The organism is Chryseobacterium sp. C-71 (assembly GCF_020911865.1).
Lineage (GTDB): Bacteria > Bacteroidota > Bacteroidia > Flavobacteriales > Weeksellaceae > Chryseobacterium.
In genome coordinates this window covers 3,435,547-3,458,894 of the sequence record NZ_CP087131.1, presented here as the reverse complement: position 1 = coordinate 3,458,894, position 23,348 = coordinate 3,435,547, and the positions used below count along the sequence as shown (strand labels likewise).

Below are 23,348 nucleotides of genomic sequence, written 5' to 3'. Positions count from 1 at the left end.
AGGTATTAGTAGTTCTTGCTTTGTTCACCACTGTTGTTTTGAACTTCCTTCTGCGCATGCTTGCTGATAGATCCGTTTGAGCTTGTTTCGATTCCCTGATCAGAATTAATTACGGTTTTACCTTTTTTCACTTCACTTGTAACGTCACCTTCAATCATTTCTGTAAGCTTACCAGTGATAAACATGCTTGTATCTCCCATTACGGAAGTTATTTTCATAGCGCCCACACTTTCGGTATTATTCATTCCTATGGTATCTGACTTATTTACTCCCACAGAAGTTGTCATATTTTCCCCAACATTGATATTCATATTCTTGCAATTCAGCGTCATCGTTTCAGGTGCTGTGATATTGATATTACTTCCGGTCGTATCCAGATGAATTTCATTGCCCGATTTATCTGTAATAATGATACTTTCATCCTCTGTGAAAACAATCTTATGACCACTCCTTGTCATGATAGATTTTACTCGGTTGTCTGCAAATCCTCCTAACGCTGTTCCACCATGAAACATCCCACCCATGACGAAAGGTCTGTCCGGATGATTGTGTACAAAATTCACCATTACCTGATCACCCACTTCAGGAATTGCTACATACCCTCGGTTTTGAGTAATCTGGTCTGTTCCTCCCGCATCAGGACTCATCATTCTGATAAAATGCGTCGTGTCATTCGTCTGCCAGTCAAATCTTACCTGAACTCTTCCTTGGCCTTCCGGATCGGTGTTGGAAATAACCGTGGCAATCTGTGGTTGAGCGACTGGAACTGTGAATTCCGGTTTTGGTAAAAATCCTGTATCGGATGCGATTCCCTTAAAACTTCCGGTGTAATGACCAATGGTGTCTATTTCATGCGTCGTTTCTGTCACCATGATTCTTGTGAAATACGAAGTTTCATTCGTATCAGGTTTTCTCATTTCAACATCTACGGCGCAGCCAGGATGTAAAAAAGGAACCGTTGTTGAACCTGAAATATTGAAAACGTTGACCGCCTCACTTCCCGAAGTGCTTTTTTGAGAATATTCTACATCTAAATGGGTTGTTGCTTTGATTGGAGCAACTCTTAACGACGGAGTTTTATAAATATTGTCATTGTGCTGGTAAGCAGTTTTTGCTAAATCTCCGACATGCTGAATCGGGGTTGCTCCTGACTTTAAAACTTCATTTTTGTTGCTATTGTAGCCATAAAATTGAGGCTTTGTATGAACTGCTTTTAATTCAACTTTGATATCATTCGCACTACTTCCGTAAGTTAATTTAATCGGTTGATTCTGTGGCGGAAGTTTTCCGAAATGAAGAACTTCACCGTCATAATAAAACTGTTCACCATACGCTTCTGCCATTCTCGCCAGATAGTTGTAATGCGTTTCATCATATTGGCTGCTGTAGATGATTTGAGAATAATCATTTGTATCGATTCTGATATCAAAACGGCTTTTATCTAAACCTTGTTTAATGACTTCTTCAGCAATAATTCCCATATTCACAGCCTGACTTCCGCCAAAACTTTGAATATGAGGAGCACCATCGAGCAAAATAGTCGGGCTGAAACCGGATAAAACAATGTTTCCCAAACTCATTCTCTCTTGGCTGAAACCTACTCCTGTAATGACGCCGACAAATGTACGTTCAGGACTTTTGTCGATGTCTTTATAAGAGATAATTGCCGTCAGACGTTTGCCTAAAAACTTATTGGCTTCTTCTAAAGTATGGGTTTGGCGGTCGCCTAAAGTGTCGTGAGCTAAAGTCAAGGTAAACTCGTGGTGCTTCTGTGCACTTTGGGTAAGCTTGAAATGTTTGTAATATTTGATCACTTTACCTTCAATAACCAAAGATAATTTGACCAGGCGGTTGATGCCGGTATGGTGACTGTCTGAGATTCCTTCTGCGTTTTGTGACGGACGGAAAGAAGAACCTCTGGTTTTTTCTGAGGTATTCATATTGTTGTGATTGTGTGGTGGTTTAAAGTTATTAAATTTTATTTATTCCTGCAGATTTTATGTATTAAATTTTTGATTTTTAACTTTTCTTAAACATTTGGAAATCTGTGTACTCTGTGAAATAAGTTCTTTTTCGGATCAATTTTTCTAAGACATACCAGATTGCAGCCCGGCTTGAACGGACTCTTCGACAAGCTCAGAGTGACAGAGCGGAGAGTGGAAGACATAAATGAGAAAAAGCGTAGGCTTTTTCGAAGTTTACGAACGAAGTTCATTGCTGCCCAAATAAAATATTGCAGACGAAAAAGACCGTCTTGCAGACAGTCTTTTTGTATACCATAATACTTAAAATGCATCGACGGATTTTAGCTTGTTGGCCAAAGACCTTCGAAAGCTGCGGTTCCGTAATTGATTTTTTCTGCACTTACTACAAAGCTGATCAACATTGAGTTTTCGTCTACCGCATCGAAGTCTACTTCATGCTGAATAACGTAACCGTTTTCCCAGTTCAAAGTAATCAAAGTACCTTCTTCGTGAGATTTGTTGAATGTGATTTCGCCTGAAGTCGGCTTGTATTTTCCGTTTAACAATGACTCTAGGATGTCAGATTTTTCTGTTGCCTCGATTGTTAGTTTGATCAATGCATTCGAAGGGTCTGATGCTACTCTACCCGATACGTCTGTTGATCTTGAAACACTGTAGTTCAGTTTTAATAATTTCTGACCTTCGCCACCGTTGAATTTTAAGATTCCTCTTGAATTTGCTGCCATGATTTGTAAATTTTAATCGTTAATATTTCGTAAAATGATTTTTTGTATACCCAAAGATAAATACACCAAAAATATTTTTAAAACTTTTAAAGAACTTTTTGAAAATTTGTAGTAATTCTACGATTTGATGTAGTAAAACTACGATTGGTTTTTATTTCAACTTACAATTACCCCAATTTATCTATCTTAAAATCAGAAGAATACACAATACCAAAGTCTATATATGAATGATTGATTTCTAAAGAATTTATCAAACCAGCCGCTTTCGAAAGAATATATTTCCCTTTAAAATCTGGCTTTTCAGAATCTTGGCTGAGTATGATTTCATCATTATTTTCCAAAACCTCTGCAGTCTGATTAATATCTAACAATTCATTTTCTAGGATGATCTGAAAATGAGATTTTCCGTTTTTGAAATCGTTCCTGAGTGAAGCAAAATAGGTTTTTATCAACCAGTCTTGTTTCATTTTTTTCTGAAATAATTCCTGATTGAGAACGGCATATTCAAATTCATCGATGTAAATTTTTGCATATTGATCAGGAAATCGATCGAGCAAATTTGCTTTTATCTCAGGGAAATTTTCAATTGTTTTCTTTAAAAGGTTAATTGAAATAATTTCACCTTTTGGATTAGTTTGAATCTCAATTGGATCGATAGATTGAAAGCAGGCAATCGCCATATCGCCAATTTTCGTCTGATTTTGAATTGAAAAATTGTTTCTAGAAAGATGAAAAATATGATGATTGAATTCGTTTTCTATCCATTTTAAAGAAAATTGATATGAAAATGAATTTTCAGTTTTTTTATGATCAACAAAAGATGATTCTGTGATGCTGACTTTATATTGAATATTTAAATTTTCCGGATGGAAATTGATATTAGGATTTCTTTCAGGACTTTTAAAGGGTGCATCATTTCTTGAATTGTAATTTTGAATTGCAAAATGATCCGGCAAAAATAATTTTCTACCTGCAACTAAATTCTCCACAATATAATCTTCTCTCGCACAATGCTGGTTGTGAAATTCTTTGATGTATAAAGGGTTTTCGAGATTGATTTGCTCTGCAATGCTTTGGAGAGTGTCGCCCTGGCGGATAAAATGAAGCGTCATAGATTACCATTCTTATTATTGAGAAAGCTTTAATTTCTCAGATATTCAAATATTATTTCTTTACTTTTTATTGATTCCAGAAGTTTTCGTACAGTTTTTTTTTGTTTTGCTTATGGTTTCATAAAGTTCTTGTGATGATTTTTTTAAATTGAAATTAATATCCTGTACACAATTTTCTCTATAATTATTTTGCCAAGAATCAGATTCTGTTTTGATTTTTTTTAAGATAAATTGATTGCCTGTACCCGATACAAAGTAACTATTCTGAACATATCCTCTATCCGGAAATTGAGTAATAATTTCGTATCCTTCACTTGTTTCTTTAATATCTGTAATCTGATTTCCTCCGTCTTCGGAAAAATTAGTCGATTTTAAAGCTAAATTGTAATTGTTACTTTTATCTCCTAAAAACACTAATATTTCATCTCCCATAAACCGGTTTTGACTTACAATTTTGTCAGTAACTCCGTCTTTGTTTACATCGAACGTTTTGATAAAATAATCTTTATTATTGATGTATTGGCTGAAATTTCCGGTGCTTTTTTTATCACTATTTCCGCTTAACAATTGTATATCTTCTGCTACTTTATTAGATTTTTCGATTTCCGTATCTTTTATTTTGCTTAGCTTTTTAACTGAATCTGAGGATAAAACATTCAGCTCTCTTGATTTTTCGTCAAATGAAAAAGAACCTTTACCAAAATCAGTAAATTCATAGTTTCCTATATAATGAAGAGTACCTTTTTCAAAATGATAAACAAAATAAGTGGAAAACTGCTCTGTAAATGCCGGAAGCACTAAATAACCACTAGATGTGTCATCATCCTTTAATAGGAGATGTATATCTTTTTCTGCGTCAGCGAAGGACATATCGTAATAAAAATTCATTTGAAGAGGCTTCCAGTCAAATAATTTATTATTTTCATTTTGTAAAGAAATGTACGCTCTATCTGATATATACCTTATTTTTATAAGGAGAGATTTATAAATTAAATCTAACTTTTTTACTTCATTTTTTTCATCATAATCTGAACTTTTCTTTACATCAAAAACTTCTTTGTATGCAGAATTATCATTTTTATTAACTGGTGCAGATGATGCATAAGTTTTATCTTCTGCAGGCTTGTCAACAGTCGTCTTTTTACAAGAAAAAAAAACTACCGAAAAAAATGCTGTATATAAAAATATTTTCTTCATTGATTTAATCTAAAATAAATTGTTAGTTCCTAATTGCTCAGTACCGTTTACCTCGGTAATCTGCCCTCTGTCTTTTTCAGTTATTTGAGAATTTCTTTCACTCTCGCTTTGATCGTCATAATATTTATACTCTACAAAATATGCAGGATTGATTCTATAATTTGTCCCGACGCCCATATTGTAGCTGCAGAAAATCTCAAAATGTAAGTGTGGCGCATGTGTTCCCCCAGTTACACCAGACCTTCCTGTAGTTCCCAGCGGATCGCCACATTTCACGTCCTGTTCAAATGTAAATGCATTTACAGAATCTAAGTGAGCATAGAACAAATAGATATCTCCCGAATCATCCCAATTGGTACCACTTTCCATTTCTCTGGTCGTTTTGTGGGTATAATTATTTCTTTTCCGTGCCATAAATGCCTTCGGATCTTTCACTTTTATTGTAATTGTATTTCCATATCCTGAATGCCAGCGTCTGTTGTAGACAGTACCATCTACACAAGCAAAAATAGTGGTTCCTGTTGTTGCAAACAAATCTAATCCGGTATGCTTTCTATTGACTTCCTGTCTGATATCGTCCCCGAACAATCCCCAAATTTTTGAGGTATTGTCTAAATTACCATTCTGATACAAATTAGTACTTATAGGGTTATCAACAGGATCATGCCAATCACCTGATTTGTTATCTTCACATATAAAAAACGGTATTTCTTTAAGTTCTTTAAGATATTTTTTTCTTTCTTCAAGTCCATTATCTCCACCATTTATCAGATATGAGATTGTATTTATATCATCGTTGTCTGCAACTAAGTTTAAATTAATACTTCCATATCTCTTTACTGTTGAACCACTTTCGTGAGTATATTCAGTGTCATAATTCGTTTTGGGATATGAACGAGAATTTAATTTAAATGATTGCTGTGCTGCATTCGAGGGAGTCCAACGATCTCCAACTGAAAGGAGTTTGCCTTGCCTCCAGTACCATCCCGCACTGTCAAAAACTAAATCTATGTCTGTTGCTATTTTATTATAATCTGTTACAATAGTATCATCTTCTTTATAAAATGCATACCTCTCGTAAGCTTCCTTGTGTGTTAACTGAATAATCCCTCTGCCTCTGTATGGGTCGTAGTTTGGAGTATGTGAACTGTCATATTCTTTTGTAGAATAAAATCTATCCGTTTCATGATAACACTCTGCGATGAAATACACCTTTCTTATACAGGTATTAATATCATATTTTTTCATCACTTCGTTAAATTTTCTGACAGTAGAAGATAATGATATGTCTTCCGGGTTTGATCCTCCGGCATTTCTAGGTTGCCAGATTCCATTTATCTCTAGCCTTTCCGGCTCACGAAGTGATTTTAAAATTTCCTGAAATTCAAGGTCTGTTAAGTCTCGGTTGCAAGAACAATTGCCTTTAGAGATTTCAAAATATGCTCCATCTTCTTTTAAGAATTCTTTATCATGCTGTTTTTCTCCCTGTGCTTTTGCCTGAAGATACAGAAGTTCTTTTGCTTTTTTATAGAGTTTAAACTTAATTGTCTCATCTTTTTGATAGGTTTTTATTTCAAGAACTTTTATGATATCGTCAAGATAAGCAGATTTGCCTTCTTCAATTTTCTCATTATTTGAATTTCCGCTTTTGGCATTTTTCAGAATAGTTTCTGCAATTCTTTTTTTAGAATTTTCATCTGTTATATTGTTTATACCTCCAAATTTATAGGTATACTCTCCATCTTCTTTTCCTTTAGTAACTTTTTCCTTCCATTGCTTCAGTTCATCATCAGATTTTGGTCGCAGATGCACAGGAACTTTTGCAATACCATTTTCTATCGTGGCTGTGAATTCTGTTTTTTCAGTTCCTTTTACCTCCGCTGACGCGGAAGTTTGTTCCATTTGTGCTTCTGTAATTTCTAAAACCGGAAGAACAGCTCCTGCCGAACCTTTGATAAGACCATCCTTTTCCTTGATAATGATTGTAGCCTGTTTTCCATTTAAACCTGAAGTACGGGCAACCAAATATACTTTTGCTTCAAGCGGAGCGCTGTTTATTTTCTTAAATTCTGCTCCCAATTTAAACGTCTGAAAGGTAACTTTTTCGTCTTTATTATACACCTCTTTCGAAAGCGCTTGCTTGATGGCTTCTAGTGTTGTATATTCTTTCTTAGCTGCCAACGCTTTTACCGCAGGCTTGGCAAGAATAATTTTTGCAATATTTTCTTTTTCGGCATCGGTAGAAGTTTTATTTCCGTTACTACCCATCTTATATTCTAAAGTTCCAGCTACTTCACCTGTTTGTATCGTATATTCTTTTTTAGCAAAATATGCATCCAAAAGGTCTTCTACCCCAGAATCCTGTACAATGCTTACTGTTCTTCCATTCGCAGGCTGCTGAGTTGGAGGTTGTGTTGGTTCGATGGTTCCAGATGCCTCTCCCCAATCCCAAAGTTCAAGATTATTCCACCAATCAGTAACGGTATCGATAATTCCTTTTTCTTCTTTTTGAGACTGAGGTTTTTCAGTTGCAGGTGAACCTTGGGCTCTCGGAGCTGCATTTCCATTCTGATTTTGGGCGGGCTGTGCAGAACCTGTATTGGTCTGAGGTCTCGGTTGAGGTCTTGGGGATGTGGTTAGAGGATTATCAATATTTATATTGTTCGTAGCGTGTTTGTTATGGGAAAAATATTCTACAGTAACATAAAATTCGAGTTTCTGAGGATCTGTTTCTCCCTGCATTGCTTTTTGCATTAATGCTCGGGTTAACATAAATTCTGCAACAGCAACTCCGCTGGAATCAACGGTTGCTTCTTTAATTTCAATTAAAAGATTGCTGGCATTATGCCCATCACCTGCCGCATCATCTTCCCAAAGAGAAAATTTCAGTTTTTGACCAGACAAATTAACACATTGTGCTCTGGCACGCATCTTTTCAGTGTAACTGAAAACTGTTCCGGGCGAATCATCTACATATTGAAGCTCAACTTTATTGATTCTGGGAATAGCAACAGGTTGAGGATTAATCTCAATACAAGAAGTTCCCGATCCTTCTGGTTCATAAAGATAAGCTTCCAGACGATAGGTATTCCGTTGAGCAACCTCACCGAAGGTGAATGTTCCTGAACCGGTTTTCTTGATATTCGTTGTTGTAAAACTTCCGTTGGTGCGTTTTTTAAATAATTCCCAAGTTACACCTCCTTCATTTCGCTGAGCTGAAGGTGTGGCAGGATACCATTCTGTAATACTATATGTGGTGGCTTCTCCTACTTTTGGAGAAGAATTACCCGATATTTTTGAAACTCCTCTTTTTGACATCGCAGAAATTTTTAGATTAATAAGCGTCTATTTCACTTTCAGAAACAGTTTCTTTGAAGTCATTCACATCCACAAGTGGATTCATGTGTCTTACCGTTTTGGCATTGGCATTTTTTACATTTTGCTTGCTGATCTCACCCCTTTGACCATGATCTTTGATGGTTATTTTTCCACCTATAGTACATTGAAGCTCTGAAACTTCTGTCACCGCTTTTTTACCCATAATCATAACTTTATCATAAGTTTTCTGCCATTTTCCGGCTGGAGCATAAGAACAAGGGAGATATCCGCTTGAGCTTGGTTTTAGCTTGCATTTTCCGAAACTTGGTCCTGGAGGATTGAATTGAAGATCATCTTCTGTTACGGCTAGATAATCTGCATTGCCCGCAGCATCATTCCAATAATGTTTTTGATGTGCGGTAACTTTATGCTGTGGGAACTGATCACCTTGATTACACTGGCATTTCCCTTTCTGTACGACAAAGTGTTTGCCGTCATGAGATGATGATTGCTCTGACATATTTTGTGATGTTTGGTAATCAAAGATAACAAAAAGTTATTTAAAATAAAAAAAACGGAAATTAAATTTTCCGCTTTCTTTATCTGATAAGTAATTAATGTTGAGTATATTCGGGTTCTTCTACCGGTAAGGTGGTTGGCATGAAATACTCATTTAACCAATAAAATTCTTGACCGTTCTGTTCTATTTTTACTGCCTTATTTTTTCTGTGGGTAAGCATTCTTTCTGCTAGTACTTTGTAATATTTAAAATAAGATCTTGCCTCTTCATTAGTGATAATTTTTGATTTTTTCCATCCTTTTAACTTAAATTTCGACATTTTTTCTGAATCAGAATTATCAAAACCTGTACTGATTCCCACTGCATAAGACATTGGCTGTTCATATAATTCTCCTTTGTCTAAGAATTTCAAAGTAGGATTATATTTTTTCAAAAGCTTAATATACTCTCTCAATGCTCTTGTTTGCTTAAAATCAGCTTTTGCGGCACCAGTTTTTTCGTACACTTCCGAGTAAAATGCTTTAAGCTGATCATATTCAGCCTCAGAAATTAAAATACCTTTCTCCATTCCTGACTTCAAATCTAGTAAGTCTCTAGGAATATATCCTGACTGCAAAAATGGGTTTCCGTAATTGATCAACTGTGCTGCAATTCCTGCAGGTACAGGACTGGGAAGTCCCGGATATAAATATTTATATTTAAAATCAACCTCTGTACGACCAGCTCCTACGGATGTTTGAAATCTCTCGTTGAGAGAACTATCTATTTTGGTATTATCAAAAGTAACCTGAGCAATCAAGCTGTCAACCGCTTTTTTTAAAAATCCAGGAGGGGCAATATCACCTTTTTTAGGAAAAATTACAAATCCGGGAGACATACTTTGTTTTGGGAAGTCTAATGAATAAAACCCCGCATCACTTTCAACCAAGCTAAAATTATTTTTTATTAAAACATCATTTTGATCGATGATTTTCTGTTTTTTTAATTCGGCTACATTTTTAGCTGTATTTGTAACAATATTTTCAGCCATCAAAACAAAATCGTTGTACGTATCTGAAGAACGTGAGTTCGTCTGGAACATAATCACTTTTGCCTGCGCCTGAGTCAATGAATTAATAACGCCATACATATTTCCACTTTTATTGGCTGAAGTACCGATTGTGATAACAATATTGGTTTCATCAGGAACTTCAGAAAGTAAATTTCCGGCAGCAATCAAACCTTCGTTTAAAGGTTGATTTCCACCTGTACTTTGGCAATTCATTTCGTTGATCTTATCATCAATAAATGCTGTAATTTTACTATAGTCTTTGCTTAATAGTGATGGAGCTACATTTTCTCCACAAGGATTGTTTTTGTAAAGTACGACACCATATTTAATTGAATTAAAGTAAGACGGCTTCTCAAATCTCAACTGGAGATCTTCTAATAATGATTTTACAATGGGTGTATAAGGTGCGTTAGCTGCACTTACATCTAACACAAAAACAATATTGGCTTTTCTATTCTTTTCGATAATTTCCTTATAGCGATCGAAGTAAATTTTATCTCCTAAAACATTGGATGCGTAATTTTTGCTGTAATCTAACACATTTGTAAAATACTTTGTTTTGGTGTCTGCCACAATGGTATCATTAAGCGCTAGTTTAACCGGAAAAATGTTTTCGAGTGGTTTTCTTTTGTCAACATCAGTAAGTAAAATTGCAATTCTTTTCTCTGCATCTGTACCTCCAGGTGAACCTTCATGAATTCCCAAACTTGTTTCTTTGATGCCGGTAGGATTTTTCATTTTAACGGCAGAACGTTCTCCCCAAGATGAAATTACATCAGAACTTACCCACCCATAAAGACCCGTATTAATACTGTCCATATCAACAGATGGTTTTTTGCCTACCAAAAATCTTTTGTTGTTTTCTGCCATTTTGTAGACATACACCATCTGCCCGTTTGGTATTTTTACATCAGCAGCTTCTATCAGACTTGGAGAATTAAACACCATGATAGAATCATTTTTGTAATATCTTTCTGAATGTTTAATCACTTCCGGACTATTCGGAACAACTGCAACCCTTAGCGGATACCCTGTTTTTTCGCTTTTCAGAGAACTGCTCCACAGAAGAAGATCAGATTCGGGAATCCAGCCGTAGGTTTTCACAGATTTCGAAGAAACTTTTTTCATTAAAGCATCAGGAATATATTCGGCAACTTTTACCATTCCGTCTCTATTTTTTAGAACCATCAATGGCTCTAAAAACTTGACTTCTTTATAAGATTTCTCATCACTTTTATCTAAATATGCTGAATTTCTTGATCTGTCTGAGATTACAATCCATGGAACGGATTTTTTAGAAAAACCGTCAATAACAGGAGCACTGTTGATTTGGCCATATTGTTTAGGTTCAGGCGTTTTTTTTGACGGCAATTTTACCTGACAGCCTGTAAGTAATACCGATAAGCCGATATAATATGCCGCGAGAGGAAATTTATTTTTCATCTTAATATTCTTTATAGTTGGTGTGTTATTCCATGAAAAAATTCAGGAATAATTGTTTGTTTATTTACTTTGATTAATGTCTGCCTTCGTTACACAACCTGCCTCATCATAGTTGAGTTTTACGGTCTGAATAACCTTATTTTTATCAAACTGAAGGCTTGCACAATACATATAAAAATTATTGATTTTACTATCATTTACCTGTACAATAGAATTTTCATTATTGCATAAATATTTACTCAAAAGGTAATTGTAATGTGTGTTGAAGCTATTTCCGTTAGCAATTTGCTGAAGACGGTATTTGAAGTCGTTATCTCTTTCTTCGTAAGAATTATCTATTGCAGCAGCTTCTTCTACATCGTTATACTCAGCCAAAATGGTTATTCTGTGTAAAATCGGCTCTTTGTCCACATCTGTGTATAAAGTCACGACATAATTCCCGGGTTTTTTGTAAGAATAGGTTGCAAGCTTATCTTTTGAATCAATTCCTGTATTTTCACCAAATTTCCAGGTAAACTGTGTAGCATCTGATATTGCCTTAAACTGTACGGTCTCAAACTGCATCGCTTGCGTTTGTGCATCAATGACCGTAGGTACTCTCACAGTATCTCTCTGTACTTCACGTTTTCCGGAAACAACAATTGGATATGTTTTTGTGTACTGATCATCAATAATAAGCGCCACGTTATAAAACCCTGGTCTTTTAAAAATGTGAACACCTTTGTTCTTATCTGATGTAGATCCGTCTCCGAAATTCCATTTTCTGGTTTTTGCAAATGGTGTTTTATCTTCAAAGAAAAGGCTGTCGCCGACCAAAACAGGTGAAGGGTAAACTGTTGCCAAGATATCGTCTGCTGAGTGAATTACTTTTTTCTGAAGCCACAATGCGACGAGGGCGGCAAGCAACAATGTTGCGATAACACCGATGATGATGTTTTTTTTGTTTTTTTCAAAATAGTTCATGATAATTTGGTGTGATGTGTTGTAATACTTGTGTTTTTATCTAGCTTTCATGGCATTATCCCGATCAAAGAGGCGTTGCTCTTTATTTTTATACCCTACGATGCATTCCTGAGTCCTCTTTTCAAAATTTTTGGTATCAAATGAAATAGCCGTTACTCTTTTTTTATCGTTGTAGTACATTTCGAAAAGCTTTGCAATCTGAGGATAAGCGTCTATTCTATTATCGTCTGTACTGAACCTTTTTTTGGTTCCACGTATATAATCGGTATTTCTTTCAATGTCGTGATCTACCATGACATCCGGAATTTCTTCTTTTATACGAGAAATCTGCATAAAAGTGCTGTCAACTATTTTTTGAATTTTTTTCTGTTCGTTATCAAACTTCGCTTTCTCTTCCAATCGATCTAATGCAACAATATCTGATGAAGTAAAAGGAGATTCAAAACGGTTCAGAAAAATAATTCCCAGCAGAATCATAGCCGCCAGCAGCATCAAGATGAGATATAAAAACTGAAAACGTTTTTCTTTTTTTGAAAGTGTAATTTGTCCTTGCATAATTTGGTTTCTTTAAAGTAGTTTTATCTTCTCCTTCTTCCTCCTGAGTAATTTCTTGTAGGATCTTTCATGAGTTCTCGGTTAACAGTAGCAACTTTACCTGTACAACGTAGCAGCTCATTACGCGCAAATTCTTTCTTGTTTGATGCATCGATAATTTTTGTTTTAAGAGTCAGCATCGGATTGATGTGATTAAGCAGAGAAGAATAATGTTTGAGGTTATCGGCACTATCAGAACCTATGACTCTTCTAACCTCATCGATCTCATCAGCAATCTGACGGCGCAACGGGATATCATTATCTACAGCAGCAATATCTAGCGATGCAATATGGTATTGAAGACTGTCTACCATAATTTTCATGGCCTTAGAACGAGCCAGCAATTTTTCATACTCTTCTACTTCCTTCTCCATTCCCACACGCTGGGTATGGTAACTTTTAAAAAAGAAAAATATGGTACAGAAAGAAATTAAGGATAAAATAACAAACGATAAGATAAATTTCCAAATGCCTATTCGGACATCGGACGTATTCAATTTTTTATCTCTAGTTGTAGACATAATTGTGATTTGGTTTGGAGTGTGAAAGTAGAAAAAAAATATTTATTTACAAAATTAAATGTAGAGTTTGCAACATATTTACAATTATTTAATGTTAAGTTTAATTTTGCAATCCGAAAGATTTTCATACTTTAGTAATCAAAATTTTATTTTACCACTACCAAATCACAAAAATAAAATGAGCAAAATATTAACCAATACGGTTCGGTTTTCCATTGCCGACAGCGATTTTTATTTTAAAAAAATAATGATCAAAACGCTTTTGGAAAATCCTTTTAATATGCTTCTCAATGACTGCAACAATGGTCATGAGCTCATCCACAGGATCTACAGAAAACAGGAAGATGTTTTTATTATAGAACTCTTCATGCCAGTGCTGAGCGGCCTCGAAGCCATAAAATTTATCCGGAAAAATAATGAAGAGACGCCTATCATCACTTATTCCGGAACTTATCAGGAAGATATGGCAGATATTTTAGAAAAAATTCCTAACATTTATTATTGTCAGAAAAACAGCAATATTATTAAAGATTTAATCAAAGGGCAGATTACTTCACAAGATTTTGATTACCAAGCCTACTCAGAAAAGTGGAAACAGCAACCTTTAGCCGTTCAGGAATACATGAATCGGCAGAAAAAGAGCCAGGAAGAGCTCTCTTCTACAGAGATTCAGCTGATGAAATTTTGCTATGAAGGCTTCAGTAACAAAGAGATAGGTGAACAACTGAACCTGAGTACAAGAACAATCGACACCTATATCAACAGACTTACAGAAAAGCTTGGTTTAAAAACAAAACTTCACCTCATCCGCTTCTGTGTAGAAAACGGATACTATAATTCGAGTATGTAAAAGGTCTTTTTGTGGAGTAATACAGTACTAAATATAAAATTCTCAGCGTCTTAACCGAAATATTTTCGTTACTAATTTGTTACTATTCAATTTTTTTAACTAAATTTGCACACCTAAAATTTAAAATTAAAAAAGGAAATGACAAAGGCAGAATTGGTAAACACCATCTCAAATAAATTGGGAACAGAAAAGAATGAAACACAGAAAGTTGTAGAAGCTTTTATGCAGGAGATCAGGACTTCTATGTATAATGGAGACAATGTTTACTTAAGAGGTTTTGGATCTTTCATCGTTAAAACTAGAGCAGCAAAAACGGGAAGAAACATTTCTAAGAACACTGCGATAGAGATTCCTGCACATAATATTCCTGCTTTCAAGCCATCAAAATCTTTTGTGGAGAAAGTGAAAACTAAAGTTGCAGTAAAATAAGAATAACAATTGAATATTAACTAGTTACACAAAAAAATTTAACATTATGCCAAGCGGAAAGAAAAGAAAAAGACACAAGGTTGCAACACACAAAAGAAAGAAAAGAAGAAGAGCAAACAGACATAAGAAAAAATAATCTCAACTAGAGATTTTGTAATATAATAATATAGTTGGTGTTTATATTTTTTTAATATTCACCAACTATATTTTTTGTTTGTTACCACAAGATTTCAGAAAAATTCAGGCTGAAAATTAATATTAGAATTTCGAAAATCTAGCATTACCAAGAAAAATACTAATTAATATCTGAATCAACTTTAATCTAAAAAAACATCTTATATCAAAATGAAGAAAGAACTTATAATTTCGCACGAAAATGAGCTTACAAAAATTGCTTTATTGGAAGACGGAAGATTATGTGAACTTCATGAGGAAGAAGACAAAAATGACTTTGTAGTCGGAGATTTATTTATAGGAAAAGTAAAAAAACTGGCTCCAAACCTTAATGCAGCATTTGTAAATATCGGGTACGATAAAGATGCTTTCTTGCATTATCAGGATCTTGGGCCTCAGTACCTTACCTACAAAAAATTTCTAAAAGACACGGTTTCTAAAAAGCAAAACACTTCAAGTTTAAAAAATTTCGAAATACAACCCGAAATTGATAAGAACGGAAATGTAGATAAAGTAATCGCAAAAGATGACGTTGTCATTTTACAGATTACAAAAGAGCCTATCTCTACGAAAGGCCCGAGAATATCTACTCAGATTTCTCTCACGGGTCGTTTTTTGGTATTAATACCGTTTGATAATAAAGTTTCTATCTCAAAAAAAATCGGTAGTTCTGAAGAGAAAATAAGACTCAGAACTTTGATTGACAGTATAAAGCCGGAAGGTTTTGGAGTCATCATCAGAACCGTTGCCGAAGGCAAGAAAGTCGCTGATCTTCACAATGATATGAATCAACTGATTCAGAAATGGGAAAATACTTTTAAGAATATTCAGAAAAATAAAGTTCCTTCTAAAGTATTGAGTGAAGACGATAAGGCGTCGTCTATTTTAAGAGATAATTTCAATCAGGATTTCGTAAACGTCTTCTGTGACGACGAACAAATGGTTGAAGAAATGAAAAATTATCTGGAAGTCATTGCTCCTGAGCGCAAAAATATCGTTCAGTATTATGACTCTCACATTCCTCTCCTCGAATATTATAACGTTGAAAAACAGCTTAAACAGAGCTTTGGTAAACACGTAAATATTCCAAGTTCAAAAGGTGCTTACCTTGTGATAGAACACACTGAAGCATTGCACGTAATCGACGTCAACTCCGGAAATAATATTACAACCGGAAATGTTGCCACCAAAGAACACGGTCTCAACGTGAACAAAATGGCAGCCACAGAAATAGCAAGACAGCTACGTCTACGTGATATGGGTGGTATTATCGTTATCGATTTTATCGACATGATCAACCCAGATCACAGAAGAGATTTGTTTGAACATCTGAAAGCAGAAATGAGCCGTGATAAAGCACGTCACAAAATTCTGCCTCCAAGTAAATTTGGATTAATACAGATCACGAGACAGAGAAACCGTCCGGAAAAACAAATCGACATCAAGGAAGAAAACCCCAACAAAGACGGAGAAATAGTTGCTCCAATTGTCATTGTTGAGAAAATGGAAGATACCATCAGAACCATTATGCAAAAAGGTGATAAAGGAAAACTTTACCTGCATGTACACCCTTTCGTTGAAGCTTTCCTTACCAAAGGACTCAAAAGCATACAGATGAAATGGTTTTTGAAGTACAAAAAATGGGTGACCATTATCCCAAGGGATTCTTTTAAATATTTAGAATACAAAATCTACAATTCGAAAAAAGAAGAATTAAGCGGATATTCTAATTAGAAAAACACAAAAGGCCTTCAGAATTTTTCTGAAGGTTTTTTTTATTATATTTGTGACATTAATACACAACCCGATGAAAAAAAAATTATTACTTGCTCTGCTTCTAGCAATACAGTGTGCTTTTGCACAAACTCTATCATACGACAGTTCTTTTGCTTCAAACGGAAAATATACGATTACAGGTTCTAATAATTATTATTGGAACAGAATTATTCAAAATTCAGACAATAGCATTTATTTTACTTACGCAAAAGATAATCCTTCATTAGGAAGTCCGGAATGTGTTATCTCTAAGCTGAATGCTTACGGAACAGTTGATACCTCTTTTGGAAATAACGGAGAAACAATAATTAATAATTATTTCAGTGGTGTACAAAGTGAGCTAAAAAAACAAACAGACGGCAAAATTCTCGTTATGTGTTTTTACACTAATGGATCTGCAATTGTGAGATTACTTCCAAACGGGTTGCTTGATACGACCTTTGGAGTAAATGGAATTGCTGAAATTAATAATATCGGAACAGATTTCGACAGTGTGGGCTATGGTTTCTATCTTCAAAATGATAAAATAATAGTTTACGGACAAGCAACATCCGATCCCGGACCATACATCCATTATAAAAGCATTTACAGATTAAACAGCAACGGAAGTATTGATACAACTTTTGGAAACAATGGTTCTTTCAACACTCCTGGAAATTTTATATTCTTAGATAACCAATCTAACATTATTAGCTTTATCAGCAATCAAAATAACACCAATATATATCCATATGGTGCTTTAGAAAAATATAACAGTAACGGACAACCTCTTATCAGTTTTGGAAATAATGGTGTTTTAGCTTTTACCTCAAATCCGGGAGCTGTTGGTTCTGCTTTCATGGATAGCAATAACAACATTGTATGCTCAAATATTAATAATGAAATCTTTCGAATAAAACCCAACGGAGACCACGATAATAACTTTGTGTTTGACAACAATTCTTTCCCTTTCAACCTGATCGCATTATCGTCTATAATCACCGAAAAAAATGGAAATTATTATATCTCAGGATTAACCGGATCAATGGGTGAAACATTCTTTATTTCTAAAATCACCTCAACCGGAGCTATTGATCCTGTTTTTAATCATTATTCTGAAACAACAGGAACATCAGATTTTATCGGTGAAATGATCATTAATGACAACAATATTATTACTACTAAAGGCGTAAGTAAAATTTTAAAATTCATCTTGAATAATTCTACATTATCTATTTCAAATGAAACAAAAACAAATATTTCATCTATTGAGTTTGAAAATCCTGTTAAGCAAAATTTAGTTTATAAATCGAAAGAAAAAATCAACAAAATAGAAATTTATTCTCTTGAGGGGAAAATTGTAAAAACCCTAAATAACAACGATACAAACGTTTCAGAATTATTAAAAGGAGTTTATTTTGTAAAAGTAAAATTTGAAAACGGAAAAGTTATTGCTAAAAAATTAATAAAAAACTAGATTGATATTACCAAAAACAACTTTCCAAAGTTATTTTAGGATATAAAATTACAATTCAACTTAATTATATATTAGTCAGACCTTTAGATTTTCTATAGGTCTTTCGTTTGCATGTTTTCAAAATACTTTTTTTAAAATTTCTTAATACTAAAATTTTAGAAGAAGTAAATGATAATGATTTTCCAAATAAAAAAAATAAATCCCTACCTGATTTTTAAAAACAGCTAAATTATACCGTTAGGCATTATGAATAAAGGGATTAGCAACATCGTAAAAAAACAAAAATTAAAATAAATCACAATTAATAGATTTTACAATTTTAAAATTGCGAAAAAAATAAAATAACATCACTTATATTACATTATTCAGTAAAAATTTACGTTTACACACCAAAAATACATGATTTTTTCGTATATTTATATACTGAAAACTAAGACCGATGAGACCTAATTTGACTATTTTTGATGAGCCACTTTTATACACGGAAGGCTTATCTAAACTCCTTGTACAAAACAAAATTTTTAGTTCCATAGAAATTTATAATACTTCCGAAAGTTTATATAATCATGTTAAGGAAAATCCACCTGAATATCTCATGATCAGTTCAAATATTTTGATGTTAAGTGATCTTTATCATTGTATTGAAAAAGTGATATCGCAAAACAATAATATTAAAATCATGGTGATCGGAAATTCTTACGATGTCATCGTGATCAGAAAACTTTTTAACAAAGGCATCAAAAGTTATCTTGATAAGAACAGCAGCTACGACGAATTTATAAAATCTGTAAATGCTCTAAGCTCAAACGAAATTTACATTTGTGAATATGCAAAGAAAATGATGATTAACTTCATCAGCAACGAACAAGAAAAGCAAAGCCCAAACATAAAAGAACCGCTAACAAGACGAGAGCTTGAAATTCTTAAGCTAATTTGTGACGGGCACAGCAGCAAAGATATTGGCGGGCAACTTTTTATCAGCATCAATACTGTGGAAACTCACAGAAAAAGAATCTTAATGAAATTGAATGTGAAAAACTCTGTAGGTGTTGTAAAATATGCACTTGAAAATAATATCTTCAGCTAAATCAAAATATTTAGACGAAAAAAAATCAAAACCTTTAAGGGGTTTTGATTTTTTTGTTTCATCAAGTATCTGTAAGCCTCTATTCATAATCCGGCATCTCACCGTTTGTAAATAATACCGCACGGGTAAAATCAATCATTAAATTATTTAAATCAATTACTACAATATTTTTCTGAGAAACATTGTCGTTTGAAGTATTCATTAATATTATTTGAGAATTATTGGGTGAGAATCTAGGATCTAAATCATTTGTCCCGAGAGGTCTGTCACTATCTACCGTAACATCTACAACCGAACTGTTTGCCAAATTATAAATAAAAACATGAGAATCTAATTGTCTATAATTGGCATCCTGATATCCGGAAACATCATGTGTGTAGAGTAATTTTTGTCCGTCTACAGAAAAATTGAGTCCGCCGCTTGCACCTGTGGGGGCTGAAAATACATTTTGCAAAATATTTCCTAACATATCAATAATAAAAATTTTGGTATTGTAACCGCCAAAGTTATTGGTCTTTATTGCAATTTTGCTGTTGTCATAACTCCAATCTACTTCTGAAATCAGGCTTCCATCAGGAGTTGTGTAAATGAGCTGCTGCCCGGTACCATCTTTATTAATTCTATATAATTTATCAAAATTTGAATAAATAAATGCGCTGCCACTTGTATTCCAGGAGAAATCTAATTCATCCTGATTAAAACCTGCAACCGGAATTTGGGTCACCTTAAAAAGATTGCTTCCATCAGGATTGACGGTGAAAATATGACTTCCGCCTGCATCATTTCTTAAAAAGGCAACAAGCCCGGCGTTATTGTTTTTTCTAGGTCTCCAGCTGTTGCTCGATGAGCTCGTCAGTTGAAAATTATTTCCCTGACTATCGCTAGACATGATGACAAAGTTCCCATTTTGCTTACGCACGTAATGATAACGGTTTGCAGGAGTTGCATTGGTAGTAAATTTGAAAACAGGACTTAAAACATCCGGATGAATGCCGTCTGAAACAGAAACCTGCCAAAAGTAGCTCACCCCAAATTGTAAATTAGACAAATTATAAGTCTTAACCTTCAGATCATTCACCTCAATAACATTGGTATTGATATTATTTTTAACGGTAAGTTTATACGTAAGACTGTCTGTTATATCGGGATCGGTAGCGTTCCAACTAAGTTGCACCGTCAATGGTTGATTTTCAGCATTATCAATCGGGCTTAATAATACCGGTGCTGTAGGCGGAGAATTGAGAGATTCATCATCATCCATTTCAAAAACAACAGTAACGACTTGGTTCTCACTTTGAATATTTACCGCTTGAAAATTAGCGACATAGCCCGTAAGTTCAGCTTTTATAGAATAATTACCTTTCGGAATGTCTTTAATTTCAAACATCCCATCTTTATCACTAAATACAGTTTGTGTACTTGGTGTGGTAAAAATTTTCGCATTTGCAATAGCTACATTTGTACCTTTCTTTACTACTTTGCCTTTAAGCACACCCTTTTGGCTCTGCTCTACCAAGTCTTCACTGCATGAAGCCAACGTGAAAAGCAAAATCAGTATTGAGAATATTTTGATATATGTTTTCATAATTTACGTTTTTATTTTTTTCCGATATAAAAATTGATTCCTAAAGCAAATCTCAAATTTTGATCTTTTCTTTGGCCATTGACAAAACCGTCCCAATCATCTGTGAATCCCAAATCATATTGAGAAGAAAGCCTTAAACCCAAATTTTTCTGAACCAAATATTCCAGACCACCTCCAATTTGACCTTTATATCTCGCCTTATCGGTAGAAAACATCGAGCCCAAACCCGCATAAACATAAGGCGAAAGCTTAAATTTCGGGATGATAAGATACTCGAGGTTGACTTCTGTAGCTACGTATGTTTTTGAGATGATATTTTCATTTTCCAGCGTAAAAACATTGGCGTTCGCTTCGAGATTGAAATTATCTGCAAAAAAATATTTAACACCAAGTTTACCACCGACGGTAGTTTTAGGACTTACATAATCTCCTTTTATTTTATTGGCTTCAATTTGTCCGAAAATAGAAACGTTCTGTCTGTCATTTGTAGGATATTTATTTCCTATAAGTCTATTATTGCTAATTTTCTGCTCTGCGTTATATTCATCAACTATTTGTTGATATTTTGCAGGTACATCAACAGCTTTCCCCCAGATTTTATCTCTTATACCTTCTACGATTAACGATTTCACAGCTTTTTCAATAGCATCGGTAACCGCCATTTGGATGGGCTCATTTTGGGTCACTCCAACCTCAGCTTCCAATAGCCTTTCTGTATCAACATATTTAAAGAAACTTCCGTTGATGCTTGTGGAGAGAATTGTTTTTGAAACATAGACAGTTTTTAAAATTTCACCATTTAAAGTAGAAACAGCTCTCAGATAAATAGTGATTCTGTCTTGTCTGTATTGTGTAGAGGCACCAATACCGAAATATCTTGCACCAATACCACCCGTCATAATATTACTGTCATAAGAGATCACACCACCCTCTAAAAGAGTTCCTGCATACAACAACGGTGGTAAAGCCTGGCTGTTTTTATCTACATCTTTAAGGTACTCCTGACGGGTTGATCTGATGATCTGTCTTTCGTTAAGAAGATTGGCAATATTTTCTCTTTCAATAGGTGTAAACCATCTGCTGTCTTCTAACGCTTTGATAAGGATGGTTGTAGTACCCTGCGGAACCGCTGTACTCCAGTTATTTCCGTTTTCTGACGGTTTATATTGCCCAGTCTGATCACGGAATTTATAAACGCCTATAACAATTTTTTCTTTTGGCAAAGGTAGATTGCGAAGTTCTGTGGTGTAGGGAGTAATCTCTCCCATCATCGATTTTTCTTTCTCTGCGGGAAGTCCAAGAATGGAAGTGCAGCCTTGCATAACATACAAAAGCACAATGCCAAATACGATTCTGAATTTCGTATAGATTCTCATGGTAAGGTTTTTAGTTTTAGTTTTTTTAAATTATTTTGGAACTATTATCTCAGATTGCTCACCTGTATTGGTGTCCAAAATACTGATCATCATACCCTGAGCCGTGTTCGTAATCTGAAGATACAATGACCCAAACATATAATTCCCTGCCTGTACGCCTCCGGAGCCAAACTGATCCTGAAATAATTTTCTTGATAATTCACTCAAAACCTGACGGTTTAAGCTGTCTGTGAAACTACTCAGAGAACCTGAGTTTCCGGTAAGGTTGTTGCTTAATTTATCATCAAACTGATTCTGAGCACTCGCTGAGCTCAATAACCATTGATAATTGAATGTATCGCCGCCAAAGGCAGGATTAATTGGTTTGTATACCAGCTGTTGAGATTTTGCCAGAAAAAATACTGATAAAAAAATCATAGCTGTAAAAAAAGTTTTCATGGTAGTTAGTTTTTAGTAGATGAATTCGTTTTTAATGAGATTCTTCCGGGCGTTATAGTCTTTTATATACCTCAAAGTATAATCTAACTGCTCCTTCAGATAGTCTTCACTGGGATTGGTCATAAAGCTATAGACGAGTTTATCATCAACCTGTATATTGATCTGTCCGCTTGTTCCTCTGGCAGGCAGCTCGGTGATTGTAATCGCAGAATTGGTTTTGTCAGGAATCTGACTGTACTGAATATAAAATAAATCGTAAAAATCTCTTCCTACCTTGCTTTTTGTATCGTCAATCATCAATCCGCTCAATTCAAAAGCTTCTTCTTTTTCCACAACACTTACTGATTTCTTAAAATAATCCTGATTGATTTCCAGGCTGTCTTTTGCCAAAAGTTTTTGTGTCTGCTCGTCCCGAATGTACAGGAAAGCTTTTATGGCATCTCGCTGCTCAAGATTTACACTCATTTCAGATAAGGCTTTGCTCTCATTAGGATTGATAGAAAATTTTCCGCTCTGTTTATTGTTGGAAAGATTTCCGCTGGCACCTTTTTTAATTGAAATCAGGAGGTAATTCAGTTCCTGATAGGTAGAAGTGTTATTGGTAACCAATGCTTTGATTTTCAGCTGCTTTTCTACGACATCTTTCTCTATTTTTGCGACAATCTTTTTGTCACCCTGCCCAAAAGTGAAAATCGACAAGAACACAAAAAGAAAGCTGTACGATGTAAAGATGAAATTTTTCATAGCA

The 23,348-nt window shown here is 34.6% G+C and carries 19 protein-coding genes; 5 read left to right on the top strand and 14 right to left on the bottom strand.

Annotated features, from left to right (window positions below):
• Positions 1–5: 5 nt before the first annotated feature.
• The 10 genes from LNP04_RS15985 to tssO (LNP04_RS15940) all read right to left on the bottom strand — a co-directional run bounded on the left by LNP04_RS15985 (position 6) and on the right by tssO (LNP04_RS15940) (position 13,429).
• On the bottom strand, positions 6–1,940 hold the full coding sequence (locus LNP04_RS15985) for a type VI secretion system Vgr family protein (protein ID WP_229983901.1): 1,935 nt from the start codon (positions 1,938–1,940) through the stop codon (positions 6–8).
• Between the two features lie 365 nt (positions 1,941–2,305).
• Positions 2,306–2,710, bottom strand: coding sequence for a type VI secretion system tube protein TssD (tssD, locus tag LNP04_RS15980; protein WP_229983900.1), 405 nt, complete (start codon positions 2,708–2,710; stop codon positions 2,306–2,308).
• 167 nt (positions 2,711–2,877) lie between these two features.
• On the bottom strand, positions 2,878–3,822 hold the full coding sequence (locus tag LNP04_RS15975; RefSeq protein WP_229983899.1) for a hypothetical protein: 945 nt from the start codon (positions 3,820–3,822) through the stop codon (positions 2,878–2,880).
• A 60-nt stretch (positions 3,823–3,882) separates the two neighbouring features.
• Positions 3,883–5,019, bottom strand: a complete 1,137-nt coding sequence (locus LNP04_RS15970) for a hypothetical protein (protein WP_229983898.1) — start codon at positions 5,017–5,019, stop codon at positions 3,883–3,885.
• 9 nt (positions 5,020–5,028) lie between these two features.
• Positions 5,029–8,337, bottom strand: coding sequence for a peptidoglycan DD-metalloendopeptidase family protein (locus LNP04_RS15965; protein WP_229983897.1), 3,309 nt, complete (start codon positions 8,335–8,337; stop codon positions 5,029–5,031).
• Between the two features lie 16 nt (positions 8,338–8,353).
• Positions 8,354–8,857, bottom strand: a complete 504-nt coding sequence (locus tag LNP04_RS15960; protein WP_229983896.1) for a DUF4280 domain-containing protein — start codon at positions 8,855–8,857, stop codon at positions 8,354–8,356.
• A gap of 94 nt (positions 8,858–8,951) precedes the next feature.
• Positions 8,952–11,351, bottom strand: coding sequence for a type VI secretion system protein TssR domain-containing protein (tssR, locus tag LNP04_RS15955; protein WP_229983895.1), 2,400 nt, complete (start codon positions 11,349–11,351; stop codon positions 8,952–8,954).
• 60 nt (positions 11,352–11,411) lie between these two features.
• The gene (locus tag LNP04_RS15950) at positions 11,412–12,314 is read right to left on the bottom strand and encodes a PKD domain-containing protein (RefSeq protein WP_229983894.1); all 903 of its coding nucleotides are present in this window, start codon (positions 12,312–12,314) and stop codon (positions 11,412–11,414) included.
• Positions 12,315–12,350: 36 nt separating this feature from the next.
• Positions 12,351–12,869, bottom strand: a complete 519-nt coding sequence (tssO, locus tag LNP04_RS15945) for a type VI secretion system TssO (RefSeq protein WP_229983893.1) — start codon at positions 12,867–12,869, stop codon at positions 12,351–12,353.
• 23 nt (positions 12,870–12,892) lie between these two features.
• Positions 12,893–13,429: a type VI secretion system TssO gene (gene tssO, locus LNP04_RS15940; protein ID WP_229983892.1), complete on the bottom strand. Its 537-nt coding sequence runs from the start codon at positions 13,427–13,429 to the stop codon at positions 12,893–12,895.
• Positions 13,430–13,607: 178 nt separating this feature from the next.
• Here tssO (LNP04_RS15940) and LNP04_RS15935 point away from each other — a divergent pair, with 178 nt between their 5' ends.
• The 5 genes from LNP04_RS15935 to LNP04_RS15915 all read left to right on the top strand — a co-directional run bounded on the left by LNP04_RS15935 (position 13,608) and on the right by LNP04_RS15915 (position 19,201).
• Positions 13,608–14,279: a LuxR C-terminal-related transcriptional regulator gene (locus tag LNP04_RS15935; RefSeq protein ID WP_229983891.1), complete on the top strand. Its 672-nt coding sequence runs from the start codon at positions 13,608–13,610 to the stop codon at positions 14,277–14,279.
• 138 nt (positions 14,280–14,417) lie between these two features.
• Positions 14,418–14,708, top strand: a complete 291-nt coding sequence (locus LNP04_RS15930) for an HU family DNA-binding protein (RefSeq protein WP_034674127.1) — start codon at positions 14,418–14,420, stop codon at positions 14,706–14,708.
• A gap of 345 nt (positions 14,709–15,053) precedes the next feature.
• Positions 15,054–16,616 carry an Rne/Rng family ribonuclease gene (locus tag LNP04_RS15925; protein WP_229983890.1) on the top strand — a complete coding sequence of 521 codons (1,563 nt, stop codon included), beginning with the start codon at positions 15,054–15,056 and terminating at the stop codon, positions 16,614–16,616.
• Between the two features lie 73 nt (positions 16,617–16,689).
• Positions 16,690–18,114, top strand: coding sequence for a T9SS type A sorting domain-containing protein (locus LNP04_RS15920; protein WP_229983889.1), 1,425 nt, complete (start codon positions 16,690–16,692; stop codon positions 18,112–18,114).
• 439 nt (positions 18,115–18,553) lie between these two features.
• Entirely contained in the window at positions 18,554–19,201 is a 648-nt protein-coding gene (locus LNP04_RS15915; protein WP_229983888.1) for a response regulator transcription factor, read from the top strand.
• Between the two features lie 79 nt (positions 19,202–19,280).
• On the opposite strand, the gene LNP04_RS15910 is transcribed toward LNP04_RS15915, so the two are convergent.
• The 4 genes from LNP04_RS15910 to LNP04_RS15895 are packed head-to-tail and all read right to left on the bottom strand — an operon-like array spanning position 19,281 to position 23,344.
• Positions 19,281–20,786, bottom strand: coding sequence for a carboxypeptidase-like regulatory domain-containing protein (locus LNP04_RS15910; RefSeq protein ID WP_229983887.1), 1,506 nt, complete (start codon positions 20,784–20,786; stop codon positions 19,281–19,283).
• 11 nt (positions 20,787–20,797) lie between these two features.
• The gene (locus LNP04_RS15905) at positions 20,798–22,162 is read right to left on the bottom strand and encodes a CsgG/HfaB family protein (protein ID WP_229983886.1); all 1,365 of its coding nucleotides are present in this window, start codon (positions 22,160–22,162) and stop codon (positions 20,798–20,800) included.
• A gap of 30 nt (positions 22,163–22,192) precedes the next feature.
• Positions 22,193–22,600: a curli assembly protein CsgF gene (locus tag LNP04_RS15900; RefSeq protein ID WP_229983885.1), complete on the bottom strand. Its 408-nt coding sequence runs from the start codon at positions 22,598–22,600 to the stop codon at positions 22,193–22,195.
• Positions 22,601–22,612: 12 nt separating this feature from the next.
• The gene (locus LNP04_RS15895; protein ID WP_229983884.1) at positions 22,613–23,344 is read right to left on the bottom strand and encodes a curli production assembly/transport protein CsgE; all 732 of its coding nucleotides are present in this window, start codon (positions 23,342–23,344) and stop codon (positions 22,613–22,615) included.
• Positions 23,345–23,348: the final 4 nt, after the last annotated feature.

What these genes read in the sequence shown, in the direction of transcription:
- tssO (WP_229983892.1), bottom strand. Translation starts at nt 13,429, where the DNA reads ATGTCTACAACTAGAGATAAAAAATTGAATACGTCCGATGTCCGAATA.
- LNP04_RS15920 (WP_229983889.1), top strand. Translation starts at nt 16,690, where the DNA reads ATGAAAAAAAAATTATTACTTGCTCTGCTTCTAGCAATACAGTGTGCT.
- LNP04_RS15935 (WP_229983891.1), top strand. Translation starts at nt 13,608, where the DNA reads ATGAGCAAAATATTAACCAATACGGTTCGGTTTTCCATTGCCGACAGC.
- LNP04_RS15895 (WP_229983884.1), bottom strand. Translation starts at nt 23,344, where the DNA reads ATGAAAAATTTCATCTTTACATCGTACAGCTTTCTTTTTGTGTTCTTG.
- LNP04_RS15965 (WP_229983897.1), bottom strand. Translation starts at nt 8,337, where the DNA reads ATGTCAAAAAGAGGAGTTTCAAAAATATCGGGTAATTCTTCTCCAAAA.
- tssD (WP_229983900.1), bottom strand. Translation starts at nt 2,710, where the DNA reads ATGGCAGCAAATTCAAGAGGAATCTTAAAATTCAACGGTGGCGAAGGT.
- LNP04_RS15975 (WP_229983899.1), bottom strand. Translation starts at nt 3,822, where the DNA reads ATGACGCTTCATTTTATCCGCCAGGGCGACACTCTCCAAAGCATTGCA.
- LNP04_RS15900 (WP_229983885.1), bottom strand. Translation starts at nt 22,600, where the DNA reads ATGAAAACTTTTTTTACAGCTATGATTTTTTTATCAGTATTTTTTCTG.
- LNP04_RS15915 (WP_229983888.1), top strand. Translation starts at nt 18,554, where the DNA reads ATGAGACCTAATTTGACTATTTTTGATGAGCCACTTTTATACACGGAA.
- LNP04_RS15950 (WP_229983894.1), bottom strand. Translation starts at nt 12,314, where the DNA reads ATGAACTATTTTGAAAAAAACAAAAAAAACATCATCATCGGTGTTATC.
- LNP04_RS15930 (WP_034674127.1), top strand. Translation starts at nt 14,418, where the DNA reads ATGACAAAGGCAGAATTGGTAAACACCATCTCAAATAAATTGGGAACA.
- LNP04_RS15905 (WP_229983886.1), bottom strand. Translation starts at nt 22,162, where the DNA reads ATGAGAATCTATACGAAATTCAGAATCGTATTTGGCATTGTGCTTTTG.
- LNP04_RS15960 (WP_229983896.1), bottom strand. Translation starts at nt 8,857, where the DNA reads ATGTCAGAGCAATCATCATCTCATGACGGCAAACACTTTGTCGTACAG.
- LNP04_RS15985 (WP_229983901.1), bottom strand. Translation starts at nt 1,940, where the DNA reads ATGAATACCTCAGAAAAAACCAGAGGTTCTTCTTTCCGTCCGTCACAA.
- tssO (WP_229983893.1), bottom strand. Translation starts at nt 12,869, where the DNA reads ATGCAAGGACAAATTACACTTTCAAAAAAAGAAAAACGTTTTCAGTTT.
- tssR (WP_229983895.1), bottom strand. Translation starts at nt 11,351, where the DNA reads ATGAAAAATAAATTTCCTCTCGCGGCATATTATATCGGCTTATCGGTA.
- LNP04_RS15970 (WP_229983898.1), bottom strand. Translation starts at nt 5,019, where the DNA reads ATGAAGAAAATATTTTTATATACAGCATTTTTTTCGGTAGTTTTTTTT.
- LNP04_RS15910 (WP_229983887.1), bottom strand. Translation starts at nt 20,786, where the DNA reads ATGAAAACATATATCAAAATATTCTCAATACTGATTTTGCTTTTCACG.
- LNP04_RS15925 (WP_229983890.1), top strand. Translation starts at nt 15,054, where the DNA reads ATGAAGAAAGAACTTATAATTTCGCACGAAAATGAGCTTACAAAAATT.